The organism is Ktedonobacter robiniae (assembly GCF_016587375.1).
Classification (GTDB): Bacteria; Chloroflexota; Ktedonobacteria; order Ktedonobacterales; family Ktedonobacteraceae; genus Ktedonobacter; species Ktedonobacter robiniae.
This window is the reverse complement of sequence record NZ_BNJG01000001.1, coordinates 4,766,482-4,780,450: the sequence shown is the minus strand read 5'-3', so window position 1 is coordinate 4,780,450 and position 13,969 is coordinate 4,766,482. Positions and strand designations below refer to the sequence as shown.

Genomic DNA, 13,969 nt, shown 5'->3' with positions numbered 1-13,969 from the left:
TATCTCAGAGAGAAGAAGTACGCATGAGCGATAATGAAGTAGTCAAAAAGTACCCCATCAGTGCCGTACGTTATGGCATGGGCAAAGAGATACAGCTCTATAAGGATGAACTGGTCGTTACCTCGCTAGAGGAAGGCCATGAAATACGCCTACCCCTGGAGGAGCTCAAACGCCTGATTCTCACTCCCGGTGATCCAACCCCCTCCAAGCTGGTTCTTATGGCCGACCTGACGGATGGGGAGACCATTATTTTAGCGGAGGGCATGAGTAATGCCAAAGATTTTCGCGCCTTCCTCCCTCACCTGCAAGAGCTACATCCCGACCTGGAGCTAGATCCACCTGACATGGGTGAGCAGTTGCGCCAGGCCCTCAATACCAAGCGTGCCTGGTCACTCACCTGCTATGGCACGATTGTCCTGATCTGCGTCCTCCTCTATCTCCTCTATCTCGCCGTTGCCTTCCTGGGCACACATCATCCGTAGAGGGCGTTACGCCCTCTCACATCTCATCTTCTTTGCTGGATGATATACTTAATCCTTCTGTGTCGCCCCGCTCTCGCGCTCCGATTCCCTGCTCCGCAAACCACGCCTTCGTCCACGTTGAAGGAGCCAGTAGAGCAGGCCAAAGAACGCAACTACGATTACAAACGGGAGCAACCGATCAGCCGAGAAGCCTGTGCTCGTACCAGGATACTGATAAAGGGCATCGCGACCAGCGACATATAAACGAGCATAGTCGCTAGCTCCCAAGATCATAGTATAGGCAGGGACCTTCCGGGGCCAGCCGCTGGCAATGCTACGCCAGCTTTGTCCCTCGTCATCGCTGCGTAGCGGCCCGATACTGCTACCAACATAGACCGGGACCGTATTCGTTTGCTGGCGAAAATCAACCAGGATACTGTAAATCTGTAGCCCTGGCAGAGGCGATTTTCCACTTATCCAATGCAGGCCATTATCTTGTGAGAGAAGGGTTCCCTTCGAGGTTCCCAGGTAGATCAATCCCTGGCGTCCCCCGCCAACGGAGGCGGGCATGACTACATTTAGCTCGGTCGTCGCTGGTAGGCTCGTTGACACCGCCTGCCAGTTCTCGCCCCGGTCATCTGAGCGATAGAGGCCCCCAGCACTCACGGCCCAGAGTCGATGCGTCGCAGGATCATACACCAGTTGCTTGATCGCCACGTGACCTGGCAGGCCCGAGTTCGCCTGCTTCCAGGTAATGCCATTATCGCTACTTATGAAGACTCCCTGGTCAACTGTGCCAGCATAGAGATGGTTAGAGCGCACCTCGTCGACAGCGATGGTGGTATAACTGGTCGAGGGCAGATGCGTTGATGCATTCACAAGCGTCTGCCACTGCTGCGTAGGTGCCGAGCTAACAAAGAGGCCGTGCTCTGTTGCCGCGTACAATTTCTTCCCCGCACTGTCAAAGGTAAGCGCCTGAATTGCGCTTCCCTGGAGCACTTCCGGGCTGGTGCTGCCCCACTTATTACCACCATCGGTACTATAAAATATCTGCCCCTGGCTATTGCCAGCATACAGGGTATTAGGGTCGTCTGGTTGCGCCACCAGTGCCCGTATCTCAGGCTGGCGCAGGCTGCTCTGCTGCCAGTCGCCTCCCCCCAGAGCGCCCGCGCCAGAGCCACAGGCCGCAAGCAGGGAGAGCAAGACGACGCTCCCCATCACACAAGTAGCTAACCGGCGCCAAAATAAAAAAACACGCTCAGAACGTGATCGTTGTGCCTGCACGAATTTTTCTCCCTCAAAACATGATGCAACTATAACATACAGTGCTCAGGGAAGAAAGGCAAGCTTCTTGCCCCTTTCGCCAGGGCTATTTAATTCTCGAAAATATGGGTCCTTCGCGCCTGCGGCGCTCAGGAGTAGGGCGTGTTGGTGTGGGGTTCTGGGCATTCGCTTGCACCGCACACCAACACGCCCTACTCCTGGTGAGTATACCAGCCGAGAAGGCCATATAGGATTCCAGGCTAGCGCGCCCGCCGAATGACCCGTTGCATGTATACGACGGTCTCCTGGACTTCATAGCCCTTGGGGAGCTTCGTAGTTTTCTCGTTCTGAGGCATCAACACATCTTTAATGTTCTTTACTGAGGGTAAAGAACTCGCAACCATGCGGGGCGAAGGTGCCAGACGTGCCAGAAGATTACGGCGCAACAACTCAATACCTACACCAAGCGCGATAGCCCCCACACCAGCAGCAACACCTTTAGAGACCTGCGGATTATATAATACCGCGGGCAGACTCGCCTGATGTGTTGTGACCATACTTCTGGATGTTTCTACCAGCTCATTCCCACACTGACGACAAAATGTATCCTCAGTCATGCTGTCAACACGACACTTGGGACAATACATCGATTTTCCTCCTCATGAGGTCTAAAAATGAAGCCGCTCTTATCTGACACTAAAAACTATGAAAAAGCGAAAGCGCATGAAGTGCCCTCTACTCTTTTCGTAGAAGACAAGAAGGGCAGGGAGCAAACAAACAATGATTCCTTTCGCAGATACAGCTAAAAGCACACTCGGTCAGCGATTATCTCTTCCTGCCAGGAGAGGAACCCTTCTGCTCTATTATACAATCTTCACACCTTTACACCTACAAAGGTAACGATTATAGGACCTCCACTATAAATCTCTCTCAGTTCCACACGCATCAAAGATGATTTTCGACGCAAGAGCACAGCTTCCGGCGGGCAAGTAGGCTTGCGACAGAGGTATAGCGGTATACAGAGCGCCCGACGCTGCTAAAGCACGCGTCTACATATAAGTACATGCTATGTAGACGCGTGCTTTAGCAGCGTCGGGCTACGCACAACTCAACGCTACTGCAAGAGCTTTTTAGACTCTACCCGGCGCGAACAGGTTAAATTCGCGACTGCGATAACGCATCATCGGATTATTGAGCGCCTGGTCAACCGTATGGCAGGCGGTAATCAGTGAGAGGTGGGTAAAGGCTTGCGGATAATTTCCCAGCGCCTCGCCCGTTGGTCCAATCTCTTCCGCATACAATCCCAGGTGGTTGGCATAGGTAAACACATTCTCCAGAATCAGGCGCGCCTCTTCCAACTGGCCCGCATTTGCCAGCGCCTCGGCCAGCCAGAAACTACAGGGGCTAAACACTCCCTCCTGGCTACGCAAACCGTCATCGGCGGCCTGTTCGGGGTGGTAGCGATATACGAGCGAGTCACGACTTAGCTCATGTTTGATGCACTCCACCGTGCTTAACATGCGCGGATCGGTCGCCCCCAGAAATTTGGTGATTGAGATCAGTAGCGCACTGGCATCGACAGCCTCACTCCCATAGTACTGCACAAAGCTCCCTTTTTTGTCGCTCCAGCCTTTGCGCATAATCTCTTCATAAATGATGCCGCTTGTGCGCAGCCATTCCTCAAGGGGGCATACCAGCCACGATGACGTGTCAGGCGAATGGCACGGTCAAAGGCCACCCAGCTCATCAGGCGCGAATGGACGAAGGGTTTGGGACCCCCTCGCACCTCCCAAATCCCCTCATCAGGCTCATGCCAGTGCAGAGTCAACCAGCCAAGCAGGCGACGCAAGTTCTGCCATAGATCATAGGAAATGTCCTCGTAGCGATTATAAATGTAAATGGCGTCCATCAGCTCACCATAGATGTCGAGCTGTTTTTGATTATACGCACCATTGCCAATACGCACGGGGCGGCTCCCCAGGTACCCTTCCAGGTGGTCCAGGGTATGTTCAGAGAGGTCATGACTGCCATCAATGCCGTATATGGGTTGTAGACCACCATCCTCCTCAATCTCATGACAACGAGCGTTCAACCATCCCATAAAGGCCTCAGCCTCCTGGGAGAAACCAAGTAAGAGCAGACTATAGAGTGTAAATGCCGCATCACGCAGCCAGGTAAAGCGATAATCCCAATTGCGCGCGCCACCAATCGTCTCGGGCAGGCTGGTGGTGGGTGCGGCGACGATGGCCCCCGTTGGCGCATAGGTCAGGAGTTTGAGCACAAGCGCTGAGCGCCGTACCACCTCGCGCCAGCGCCCCAGGTATTGGCACTGTGACAACCAGTTCTGCCAGTACGCGCGTGTCTTCAAAAACGCATCTTCGTAATACTGGGGGTAGTAGTGAATAACCAGCTCCCCCTCGGTCACACACTCCATGGAGAAGTAGGCCGATTCGCCTTCCTGGAGCGTAAACGAGGCATGAACGCCACCATAATCATCCGCCTCAAGGGGCACACTCGCGTCAAGTGCCAGGGCCAGTTCACTACTCTGAAACAACGCTCCACTTTCAGAGAGCTGCAACTCGTGAGCCTCACGCGCGTAATTGAAGGCTGGTCGGCACTCCATGCAAAAGGCCAGCGAACCGCGCACAACCTTTACTATACGGATGATCTGGTGCTGATATCCAAGGCGTTGAGCGGGATACACTGGCATAAAATCCATAATTTGGCCGACGCCATCGTTTGTGAGGAAACGCGTAATCAGGATATTTGTCTCTGGCCAATAGAGCTGCCGATGGCCCGCAATAATGGATTCGGGCGGTGCTATACGAAAGAAGCCGCCCTTATTGACATCAAGCAACCGCCCAAAGACACTTGGCGAATCGAAGCGAGGCAGGCAACACCAATCGATTGAGCCATTTTTGCCAATAAGAGCCACAGTATGCAGATCCCCAATCATGCCATAATCTTCGATAGGCAGATAGCTCTTTGAGGTCAGACACGTCTCTTGCAAATGATCCTTAGCCATCACATCCCCCAAATGGGTCATACTAAACGCGTTTCAATTTATCGCTCTAATCTTCTTCTATCATAGTACTCAGGCAAGCGAATAGGCTGTAACGGGCAGCCATGCTTACATCATGGACGCCCCACACTCACATTCGACGTAAAAATTACCCTCACTTGAGTTTATAGTAAACGATTGCGCGTCAACAGATTAGACCAGTACAATGAGGAGAGGAGACGGCGATAAGAAGCGTTCTCGTCCTGCTTCAATTGCCCCATTAAAGAGAAGCCTCTTTCGGCCGATTACCTCAGGTGACGATACTAACTTGAGGCTAAACCGTTTAAGTATTGAGGACTGGACTCAATAATTTGCACATACTGATATTAACCAAGTAAAGAAGGACTCTATTTCGATGAAATGGTATCCCTATGGTCATGATTTCGGCAACGCAGAGATAGGTGGAGTGACCGTTATCAACGGAAAAATCCAATCACTTAGCCTTCCTACCGCATTCTCCAAGGTTGATACAACCGCGATGCGCAACCTTGGTATTAAACTCGATCAATCCAACGTCCATATCATTCAATTCTATGAAGAGGAAAGTGCCTACGCACTGGGCGACCTCGCGCTCGAACAATCGATTGATGTCTATCATGGACGCGGCGATATCCAGCGCTACTCCGGAAAATATAGCCTGCGTGGCCTGCTGACCATCGCGGCAACGCTGATTCCAGATACCGAATTCGGTATCTACGTTGTCACGGGCCTGCCCGCCGAAACCTATATCAAAAACTCGGCTCTGCGTAGCGCCATTAAAGCCGCCCTTGACGGCACCTACATTTTTACCCTCAATGGCAGCCAGACAATGCGCCGAGTCACCGTCGAAGTCGCAACCGTGGTTATGGAGGGCGCTGGCGCCCTTATTGCCTATGGCGACAAAGGAAGCAATCGTACAGAGAGCGCCGTTATCGACATCGGCGGTCGCACAACCGATCTCTATGTCGCTCGTGGCCAGGTGCCTGTCACCGAGTACTGTAAAGGTAAACCCTTGGGAGTCGAGCGCGCCACGCAGATGGTCATGGATGCCTTTGAAAACAAATATGATCGCCCGCTCTCGCTGCTTGAAGCGCGTGAACTCATGCATGCCTACGCCGCACAGGGCGAGAAACCCTATCCAGAGGTCTCCTCGTATGGCACTGCTATCAGCAAGTTTGAGCTTGAGCGCCTGGTCAAAGAAGGGGTGTCGCAGGTTGGGAGCGAAATCGCTTCCTTCGTCGCCGCCGCCTGGGGCCAGAGCGACCGCGATGCCGTCGCCGCCAGCTTCAAACCAGTACTCAATATCGGTGGAGGCGTGTACTACTTCTATAGCTTCTTGAAGCAGCGCATTCCACACCTCTCGCGCCCTGAGGATCCTGTCCACGCGAACCCACTCGGCTACTGCAATCTTGCTGGTCGCCTGCTGATGCGCAAAACGCAAGCCAGCCCAAGCAGCAGCGCGGTCTAGAGGAAAGTAAGAATAGCTCACAAACGCACTTAGGGAGAGAGGGTTTTAGCTATGACACAGAATTCGTCAGACAAGTTTATTCACTTCACAGTGAGCCTGCTCAAGGATTCGACTGCATTGGAGGCACTGAGGCAGGATGCCTTAAAACATCATATGATTGACCAGCCAGGTCAATTGATCGCCTTGCGTCTGACTGAATATTACGAGATGATGAACAAAGGCATCGTTCAACCAGTGGTTCGTGTTCCAGCTATCGCGCTTCCCGCGGAGGTTGAGAATAGCCCTGCCCGGGAAGTGGCGCCCCAGGCCACACCCACAGCACCGCGTGCCACGGCGCCAGCGCCAGCATCGCCCGCGATATTCACACCAGCATCGAATCCTACATCCATGCCTGGAGCTGGGACAGCGCCACGCTATCCACAGCAGATGCCCACCAACGGCTCCTTCGCCTCACAAAACCAGGTCACTGGTAGAATGCGTGCCCTGCAACAGGGAGGCGAAAACATCATCGCGGCTTCGCCTAACGTAGAACAAAATGCTGATGACGCCGCCGATTACTGGAGCACTCTCTAAGCTCATAGGTGGCGTGGTGCACATTGACAGCCGCAGCCTGTTAATGTGCACTCCTCACCAGGGCAAACACCACAAGCACGAGGAGTCAAGCACAAAAACCACTCATTGCATCATCTACATATATTGCTGCAACTTTTCCAGCAATAAGCTCAACTCAAATGGCTTGACGAGAAAATCATCCGCCCCCGCCTCCTGGGCGATATGTTGCGTTTCTCTATTGGCCGAAAAGAGGATAACCGGAATATGCCTGGTTGCTGGTTGGCTCTTGAAATGTTTACACAACTCACTTCCATCCATACCCGACATTCTAACGTCTAGTAGCAGAACGCCCACCCCTGCATCCAGGTGCTTCTCAACCTCCGCGCCATTGCGCACCGTCTCCACGATATACCCCTCGTCTTCCAGGATCATAGTCATCGCTTCAAGAATAAACCGATCATCATCTGCAATGACGATTCGTTTCGGCTCAATCATGCTGAGGCTCCTTCTCCGTAGAAAATTTGCTCGCTTGCTCCTGCTCTCTTAAGCTGAAATAGAATGTTGATCCCTGCTCAGGCTCGCTCTCCAGCCACATATGTCCCCCATAGCGCTTAATGATTTCAGCGAAGATATACAACCTCAGCCCGATACCAGGAATCGTACTTCTTCAAGAGATATATAGATTTCTGGTCACCGGCTTTTTGAAATCTGTTTTGCACCACCTGACCAAATACCTTCAGGTTGGTCACTGGTGTTCGTAACTCATGGCTCACAATGCCCATGAACCCATCTTTCGTCCAGGCGCAATGGCATTCGTTAAGATACCCCACTCAAATATACCTATATGTGCCGCATATTGCATGAGATTCAGGTACTCTTGATTCCGTTGTAGCTCTTGGATCACCTTCTCGATCTCAGTTTTTGCCTGGCGCTCCCAGGTAAAGAGATGCTACGGTTCACCAGGCTTTTTGCGGGGTGTTGCGTCACTTAGCAAGAATCGGAACATGCTTCTGGTAGAACCAACAAGGCTCTATCATGAGTAGATAATCAAGCAGGCATCTCCCTTTGCTGCTCTCCTACAAGGATACTCCTTGTTACCAACGTCGCTCAGGTCCCTCGCTACGCTCAAAACCCCCATTCATTCTATCCAAATACGTCCATTCTATCCAAGAATTCCGCCCTGTAATCTGTCAAATAAGCTGTCACATTGCAACATATGATGGCGCTTGCAGAGCGGAATGAATAAATATCAACAATGTGCAGTGGGCTCTGTCTCACATTTGGTGAATGATGAGGTTATATTATCGTTCCCTTCCATTGTTTGTGCTCAGGTTTTCGACGTTTAACGGCCTATTGAAGATCTTATCACCAAAAGCGAGACAGATCCGGAATGTGAGCATTTGCCCTCAATCATGAGCACTGGTAGAAATATGCTTGGGGAAACGGCTTGCTATCTGGCATACTTGAATTGAGAATGGTAGAATAAACTTCTCTGCAACAGGCCCGATGACCTGAAAACATGCTGAGCTTGTTTTTTGAGAAAAACCTCTATCTTCTTCTTGAAGAGCAAGTGAAAGTCTGCGAAGACGCGTGCTCTAATAGGAAGCATTAGAAATCCCATCTGTTCACCAACGCACTTCGGCCCTGTTCTTCAGTTCGCCAACTTCTTTCGTGGCCAAATTTTTGATCTGATAATGGTTTCGAGAGATCATTTATATGCCAAAGGGGATTATGATGAATCGGTATATTCGACCTTTCTCTCCTGATGATCTGGAAGACGTGGTTCAATTATCATTGTTAGCGTGGGCTCCCGTTTTTCACTCATTCAAGCAAGTGCTGGGAAGCAAAATCTATTCCCTTCTGTATCCAGATTGGGAGCAGGCCCAGAGCGCCGTCGTTGAAAAGATTTGTAGAGAGCACGAGAAAACGCTTGTTTGGGTTGCAGAGTCACATGGAACGATTACTGGATTTATCGCCTATACTTTAAATAGTCAGGAAAATGGTCAGAATAGCACAGGGGAAGTAGAATTGCTTGCTGTACATCCTGAGTATCAAAACCAGGGAATAGGGACGGCATTGAACCATTTTGCGCTTGAAAAGATGAAAGAAAGTGGCATAAAGCTCGCGATTGTGGGGACCGGTGGAGATTCAGGTCATGCACCCGCTAGAAGAACCTATGAAAAGGCCGGATATGTTCCTTTACCAATCATGCGGTATTATCAAGCCTTGTAGAAGTAGACGTATTTCAACGCCAATGACAACGGTACGAATTTACATTGTATCAATGGGAGAAGCCAGGTGTGAAGCGGCTTGCCTAGGTGTATTTTTATCAGTGCTCATGATTAAGAGCAAATGCTCACATTTGAGGGCAAAATCGGGCAAGGTTTCGGGTTATTTACCACTACCGAAGATCAAGCACTCCTTGAAGGACCTTGCACTCGACCATAGGAACCCAAAGTGTCTGTAGCTACAGACACTTTGGCCCAAACCCGACCTCGTCGATGCTGTCCAGGTCACGGCTGGTTTTGATAGTCGTGTGAGGTGGTGGCTCCGTTGCCGAGGTCGTCGGAACTTTCGGCCCCCAGCCGGGACCATTGAGCGGAGGGACGTCCGTTCGTGCGGAACTGCTCGCCGCTGTTTTCCCACCGTTGCGGCCAGCCAGCGGGCGAGTCTTCCCAGGTCTCCTGCCGGCCGTACACGGTCATGTCCAACAGCCCATAACTGGGCGCCATCACCTCCACACCGCGGCCGGTGGTCCAGTAGGTCTCGAACACGCGGTTGCCCTGCCGCAGGTAACACACCAGCATGCCGAACCCGCGCCCGGCGAACAGAGCATCGGCGGAGTCTTGCACCGAGTACCACGGGACATCCCACTCCATGAAGTCGCGGTAACATACGCTCTCCTCATACGGGCCTTCGCAGAACGTGGCGTAGGTGACGTCGCGAGAATGCAGGTAGGACAGCTCGCGAACCTGGCCGTTGAAGAAAGTGCAGCCCTCGCACTGGCCGCCAGCGGGTTGACCGGTGTGCCACATGTGGAAGTAGGTGATCAGAAGCCTTCGGCCCTCGAAGACCTCAAGCAGCGTGACCGGTCCGTGCGGGCCGATCAGGGTGATGGTAGGGTCCACCTCCACCATCGGCAGCCGTCGGCGAGCCGCCGCGATTGCATCTCCTTCGCGGGTGTGCGCCTTTTCCCGAACCAGCAGCTTGTCTAGTTCCGCCTGCCAGGTGGCCCGGTCGACCACCGCAGGCAGCGCAGAGGTGTCGCTGTCAGTGATGAAATTGTGCTGATCACGTGTGTTCATAGGTGTTTCCTGCTTTCCTCTCCTTCTTGCACTCGGGATGGCTCATGGGAAGAATATATTTGCTTGCAATTTGCATTTAGATCTATTCTACTGGCAAAGAAAGTAAAAAACTTCTTCCATCTTGCTCAAATTCTCCTTTCGTTTTTGCTTCTCTAAAGAAGAAGAATACTATAAAGTAGATTTATAATATATTGCTTGTAGTACCGTTTTTATAACGAAGCCAAGGCCAAAGTCCAGGAGTCTGCACAGAGATTCACGGGCTCTCTTGCTCAAGTTGGTGGAAATACTGGATGACAAACGCTCGAAACTGCTGTGCCGCCTGCGAGAGGTAATGCGTGGTGCGCCAGGCCAGCCCGAGCTGACGCTGACAGTGCGGTTCGGCGATGGGAAGGACTCGTGCTGCGAGTTGAGGGGCACTGCGCACCATGAGGCGGGGGATAAACGTCACCCCCAGGCCAGCCCCGACCAGGCCGCGAATCGTCTCGGTCTCGTCGCCCTCAAACACGATCCTGGGCGTAAAACCCACCTGGCGACAGAAGCGGTCGGTCAGCTCACGCAAACTATCCCCAGCCTTTAAACTGATAAAGGGCTCGTGGGCCACTTCGGACAAGTGAATGCTTTTCCGCCCGGCCAGAGGATGTCCGAGCGGCACCACCAGATAGATCTCTTCACTCAGCAAGGGAATCCAGCCAAGACCCTCCTGCCAGTCGGTGTTCTCCTGCTCAAGCGGAGGAGAGATAATGCATAGGTCGATTTCTCCTCGTTCCAATTGCTGCTGCGCCGCCTGCAGCGTGCGCTGATGGAAGAGGCGGAAGCTGACGTGAGGATGGAGCTCCTGGAAGGCACCCAGCAGCTCAGGCAAGATCTGGGGCACAATCACGGAGAGTGCAATCTGGCCATGCTCCGTGCCCGCCAGGTCAGCAAGCTCCTGCCTGGCCTCGTCCAGTTCCCCAAACAGATGTTCCACATGCCGCAGGAGCACTCTGCCGAAGGCGTTGAGCCGGATATGCTTCCCTTGTCGCTCAAAGAGCGGCACTCCCAGTTCGTCTTCCAGATGCGCAATGGTCTGGCTGAGCGAGGGCTGGGCAATCGAGAGCGTTCTCGCCGCCTGGGTCATATGCTCCAGCCTAGCCACTGTTTGAAAATACTTCAGTTGCAAGAGATTCATCGGACTCTGCCTCCTCATCTGCTGACGTGCATTGATAGGTTCCTCTCTATAAAACAATAGGTGGTTTGGTATTGGAGTTTATGGATACCTATCCGTAATATAAATAGTGTTAGCAATAGATTGTATAAGCGCGTCTATACGACTATTAATCTCTATCCTGTGCTCAGTTGGTCGAGTGTATTCGGCCAGGAAAGAAAGGTGATTTCCCATGATTGCATTGCATTCTCCCCTCGATCTTCCCCTGGGAGCCAGCGTTGATCAAGAGGAATTCGTTCGTGCCGTTATGGAGTGGCACTTCAACCCCGAAACTGGTTCAGCGTACTGGCTGGAACGGGCCAGGTCTCTGCATTTTGATCCACGCAAGGACATCAAGCGCGTGGAGGATCTGGCGCTGTTTCCCAATCTTGTCAATGAACTACGCGATGTGCGCGTCGAGGACCTGATCCCCCGTGGATATGGGCCCCATCCTGAGGTTGTCGGCGTCTATGAGAGCGGGGGCACCACCGGGGCTCCCAAGCGCGTCGTCTTCCTGCGTGACTGGTTCGACCGCTCACAGGCGCACATGAGCGCTCGGCTCGATGCGCACGGCGTGCCGCGCAACGTGAACTGGCTTGTCGTCTTCCCAAGTGGACCCCATATGGCCGGCGAGTCCCTCAAGCGGCAGGCCACGCAGCGGGGAGGCCTGGCCTTTCCGATCGATATGGACCCGCGCTGGGTCAAGCAGCTGATTGCTGCCAGCAAGATCGCGGAGGCCGAGGCGTACAGCGAACACCTTGTCGAGCAGGTCGCGCATCTTTTGCGCACCCAGGACATCGGGTTCCTTGCGGCCACCCCGCCGATGCTGGAACGGATCGCTCGCCACGATGACCTGGTGGAACTGATCAACCAGAAGGTGCAAGCGATCCTCTGGGGCGGCGCGCACATGGACGCCGATACCCGCCACCTCTATCGGACCGAGGTCTTCCCCGGCGTGAAGCTGGTGGGGCTCTATGGAAGCACCATGATCCTGGGAGGCAGCACCGAGCGCCTGGATCTTACCGACGAGGATCCCTGCATCTTCGATCCGCCCTCGCCGTTTATCACCTTCAGCGTGATCGACCCCTCCACCGGACGCAGGGTCGGCTATGGCGAGCGGGGCCAGGTGGTGATGCACCATCTCAGCAAAAACATGCTGCTGCCCAATAATCTGGAGCGTGACCTGGCCACACGGATCGAGCCGCCGGAAGGCCAGCTGGGAGACTCCGTGGCCGATGTGACTCCTGTTGCACAGTTTGACAATGAAGCCGTCATTGAGGGGGTGTACTAATGCGTGTAATGCATGATCTGATTGCGGTGGACGCCCTGGGACCTCACGGAACCTACCGGGCGCACAACCGGCTGACCATCTCGGATGTGGCGGGGCACCCGCTGGCCGAGCTGAGCCTGGTGCCCAGGCTCTTCGTCACGCGAGCCATGGCCGCGCTGCGCAAGGCAGGTACCTTGCCATTGGAGGAGCGCCTGGATGCCCTGACACGAGCCGGCGAACTTTTCGCCTATGGAGAGGTCAACGGAATGTCTGCTCCTGAGTATCAGCATCTCGTGAGCCGGATGTCCGGCACGCCGATCTCCATCGTGCGCGAAGCGGTTGAGGCCATTTCACGCCAGACCGCTGAGGTGTACGACAGCGCACAGCAGGCCCGGCCCATTGGTGCGGTGAACGACTGGCGCGAGCCCAAAGCGCGCGAAGGGACAGCGGTCTGGGTCCGGCGCGGGAATGTTTTCGCGGTGCATGCGCCGGGCAACTACCCTGGCGTGCATAGCATCTGGTTGGAGGCGCTGGCCCTGGGTTACCGGGTGGCCGTTCGGCCCTCGCGGCGCGAACCGCTCACGCCGTCTCGGCTGATCGCTGCGCTGCGGGCCTGCGGGTTTGGCGACGACCAGGTCGTCTTGTTGCCCACCGATTACGATGAAGCCTCCGAGATCCTGCGTCAGGCCGATCTCTCCATGGTCTACGGAGGCCAGGAGGTGGTGGACACATACGCCACCAATCCCACGGTGCTGCCGCAAGGACCAGGTCAATCGAAGATCCTACTCACTGCTGATGCCGATTGGCGTGAATATCTCGACATGATCGTCGCCTCGATCAGCCACGAGGGCGGGAGGGCCTGCATCAACACCACGGCGGTGTTCGTGGAGGGCGACCCGACGCCGGTCGCTGAAGCCATTGCCGAGCGGCTCGCGGCGATTAAGAGCCTGCCGCCGGAGGATGAACAGGCAGTGCTGACAGCCTATCCCCTCGAGGCGGCGCAGAAGATCGAGCGCTACCTGTTGGCCAAAGCGGTAGGGACCAGGGCGCTCCTGGGGGCGAGGGCGTCGTCGATGACCTGGGGGATGGCAGCGCGGTGCTGCGGCCTGCCGTCCACCAACTGGACCGCCCCGACGCGCCCCAGGCGAACATTGAACTAGCTTTTCCGTGCGTGTGGGTCGCGCCCTGGACGCGGGCGGCCGGGATCGCTCCGTTGAAGCAGACCCTGGTGCTTACCGCGGTGACAAAGGACGAGCATCTGCTGGACGAGCTGCTCACGGAGCCCACCATTAAGAATCTCTACATCGGCAACCATCCGACGTATTGGCTGAAGCCAGGTATCCCACACGATGGCTACCTTGGCGAGTTCCTGATGCGGACCAAAGCCGTCATCCGCGACTGAGACGCGACTGCGCGGGAAGCCGTAC

11 protein-coding genes and 2 pseudogenes are annotated in these 13,969 nt (G+C 54.3%); 6 read left to right on the top strand and 7 right to left on the bottom strand.

Annotated elements, in window-relative coordinates; all coding sequences use genetic code 11:
* The first annotated feature begins 23 nt into the window (after positions 1–23).
* Positions 24–482, top strand: coding sequence for a hypothetical protein (locus JMJ04_RS20065; RefSeq protein WP_201372198.1), 459 nt, complete (start codon positions 24–26; stop codon positions 480–482).
* 48 nt (positions 483–530) lie between these two features.
* Here JMJ04_RS20065 and JMJ04_RS20060 read toward each other — a convergent pair whose 3' ends face one another.
* The 3 genes and pseudogenes from JMJ04_RS20060 to JMJ04_RS20050 form a co-directional block, all read right to left on the bottom strand.
* Positions 531–1,745 (bottom strand): WD40/YVTN/BNR-like repeat-containing protein, encoded by a 1,215-nt coding sequence (locus tag JMJ04_RS20060; RefSeq protein WP_201372197.1) that lies wholly within the window; start codon positions 1,743–1,745, stop codon positions 531–533.
* A 239-nt stretch (positions 1,746–1,984) separates the two neighbouring features.
* Entirely contained in the window at positions 1,985–2,281 is a 297-nt protein-coding gene (locus tag JMJ04_RS20055; protein ID WP_201372196.1) for a hypothetical protein, read from the bottom strand.
* Positions 2,282–2,854: 573 nt separating this feature from the next.
* Positions 2,855–4,749: pseudogene (locus JMJ04_RS20050) on the bottom strand (glycoside hydrolase family 15 protein).
* A gap of 391 nt (positions 4,750–5,140) precedes the next feature.
* Here JMJ04_RS20050 and JMJ04_RS20045 point away from each other — a divergent pair.
* Positions 5,141–6,232: a ParM/StbA family protein gene (locus JMJ04_RS20045; protein WP_201372195.1), complete on the top strand. Its 1,092-nt coding sequence runs from the start codon at positions 5,141–5,143 to the stop codon at positions 6,230–6,232.
* A gap of 51 nt (positions 6,233–6,283) precedes the next feature.
* Positions 6,284–6,805: a hypothetical protein gene (locus tag JMJ04_RS20040; protein WP_201372194.1), complete on the top strand. Its 522-nt coding sequence runs from the start codon at positions 6,284–6,286 to the stop codon at positions 6,803–6,805.
* A gap of 114 nt (positions 6,806–6,919) precedes the next feature.
* On the opposite strand, the gene JMJ04_RS20035 is transcribed toward JMJ04_RS20040, so the two are convergent.
* Positions 6,920–7,279, bottom strand: a complete 360-nt coding sequence (locus JMJ04_RS20035) for a response regulator (RefSeq protein ID WP_201372193.1) — start codon at positions 7,277–7,279, stop codon at positions 6,920–6,922.
* Positions 7,272–7,433 carry an ATP-binding protein gene (locus JMJ04_RS48740; protein ID WP_420799487.1) on the bottom strand — a complete coding sequence of 54 codons (162 nt, stop codon included), beginning with the start codon at positions 7,431–7,433 and terminating at the stop codon, positions 7,272–7,274. Before JMJ04_RS48740 ends, JMJ04_RS20035 begins: the two co-directional genes overlap by 8 nt.
* Before the next feature lie 1,082 nt (positions 7,434–8,515).
* On the opposite strand from JMJ04_RS48740, the gene JMJ04_RS20025 reads away from it, so the two are divergent.
* Positions 8,516–9,016, top strand: a complete 501-nt coding sequence (locus JMJ04_RS20025; RefSeq protein WP_201372191.1) for a GNAT family N-acetyltransferase — start codon at positions 8,516–8,518, stop codon at positions 9,014–9,016.
* Positions 9,017–9,297: 281 nt separating this feature from the next.
* Here the strand turns inward: JMJ04_RS20025 and JMJ04_RS20020 are convergent, their stop codons facing one another.
* Together JMJ04_RS20020 and JMJ04_RS20015 are read right to left on the bottom strand one after the other, a co-directional pair.
* Positions 9,298–10,089: a DUF899 family protein gene (locus JMJ04_RS20020; RefSeq protein ID WP_201372190.1), complete on the bottom strand. Its 792-nt coding sequence runs from the start codon at positions 10,087–10,089 to the stop codon at positions 9,298–9,300.
* Positions 10,090–10,342: 253 nt separating this feature from the next.
* Positions 10,343–11,257 (bottom strand): LysR family transcriptional regulator, encoded by a 915-nt coding sequence (locus JMJ04_RS20015; RefSeq protein ID WP_201372189.1) that lies wholly within the window; start codon positions 11,255–11,257, stop codon positions 10,343–10,345.
* A gap of 208 nt (positions 11,258–11,465) precedes the next feature.
* Between JMJ04_RS20015 and JMJ04_RS20010 the strand changes: the two genes are divergently transcribed.
* Positions 11,466–12,563 (top strand): AMP-binding protein, encoded by a 1,098-nt coding sequence (locus tag JMJ04_RS20010; RefSeq protein ID WP_201372188.1) that lies wholly within the window; start codon positions 11,466–11,468, stop codon positions 12,561–12,563.
* 8 nt (positions 12,564–12,571) lie between these two features.
* Positions 12,572–13,944, top strand: a pseudogene (locus JMJ04_RS20005) (aldehyde dehydrogenase family protein).
* The last annotated feature ends 25 nt before the right edge of the window (positions 13,945–13,969 follow it).